This is a genomic window from Candidatus Symbiopectobacterium sp., from assembly GCF_020054415.1.
In the GTDB taxonomy this organism is placed as follows: domain Bacteria; phylum Pseudomonadota; class Gammaproteobacteria; order Enterobacterales; family Enterobacteriaceae; genus Symbiopectobacterium.
Genome location: NZ_JAHWCO010000241.1, coordinates 1 through 1,187, shown reverse-complemented (window position 1 = coordinate 1,187; position 1,187 = coordinate 1). Strand labels below are relative to the sequence as shown.

2 protein-coding genes are annotated in these 1,187 nt (G+C 47.4%); both read left to right on the top strand.

Annotated features, from left to right (window positions below):
• Positions 1–79: 79 nt before the first annotated feature.
• Entirely contained in the window at positions 80–235 is a 156-nt protein-coding gene (locus QZ506_RS07035; protein WP_291970034.1) for a hypothetical protein, read from the top strand.
• A 41-nt stretch (positions 236–276) separates the two neighbouring features.
• Positions 277–942: a hypothetical protein gene (locus QZ506_RS07030; protein WP_291970032.1), complete on the top strand. Its 666-nt coding sequence runs from the start codon at positions 277–279 to the stop codon at positions 940–942.
• The last annotated feature ends 245 nt before the right edge of the window (positions 943–1,187 follow it).

Sequence of the window (1,187 nt, the reverse complement as noted above, 5' to 3'; positions counted from 1 at the left end):
TCCATGCCAGTTTTGGTTGAAAATGCTTGTCATCTCAGGTGTACACTTTTCTCATGAGGCCTAACTGCATGATTTTACGTTGCGAGGATCCGTCGTTTCACTGGGCTGCCAGCATAAAATCTATTTATTCAACAAAGCCTTTTTGATGCGCTACAGGAAGAGCCTTGCACGGTCATTGAGAAATCGGGCATTAAACTCGATAAAAACAGGCATGATCAGCTTTATCAAGCGATAAAAAAGTTAGCTAGTGATGCCGTTGATAAAGCAAAAGCAGAGTTGATTGAATCATTAAGACAAAAATTAACAAAAAATGAAAATGGCGCTGACATCCCCGATAAAAATCAATTTGTGAAAAACCTCGGTTTAACAGAAACGGTAGATTGTGCAAAAAATGCACTGGATAAACGTACTGGCGGAACGGTCAATGGCGACATTATTTCACAGGGTGGCAAAATCGGAATGAAGGGGGATAACTGCAAGCATCTGGGTATTCATAATCAGGATGGTAGCGTTCGCATGTTGCTCTACAAAGACAAGGGCGGTGATGGCGTTCTGCTAAACAACGGCAATGACGGCAGCGGCGATTATATTTTTCATAAAGATGGCGGTTTTCGTGCCCCTTCTTCCGTGTATGCCGGAGCTGCAAGGATAGCCCATGACGGCAATATCTACGGTAGCATGTGGGGCGGTCAATGGCTGGACGCTTACCTGAGGAATACCTTCCAGCCCAAGGGTGCCTACAGCAAACCCAATACGGCGAAGCGCGAGGTAAATGGATGGTGGAAATGCGGGGACACGGGGTTGATTATCCAGTGTGTGAGATACGGAAAAGACAAAGGGAACGGGACATTCGATTTCCCGCTGCCCATGAAATTTCCCAATCCCGGATTGTTCTGTATCGGCCATGTTGGCGCTGCGGTGCCCTATTGGGGGGGGGGATAACCTGTCTCAGTCAGCACATCTGGTCGATAACGCGACAGTCAGGGTGACATTGGATTACGAACTTGAAACTGTCGTTCTAGCCATTGGTTTCTGAGGGAGAGAAAATGTACTACTACAGTGCGAAGGAAAACACATTCTGCCCGGCGGAATTGAAGCAGTCGTATATTGACACAGGGAGCTTCCCGGAGGATGCGATTGAAGTGAATGATGATGTCTGGCTGGAATTTGCGGGCAACCCGCCGCCG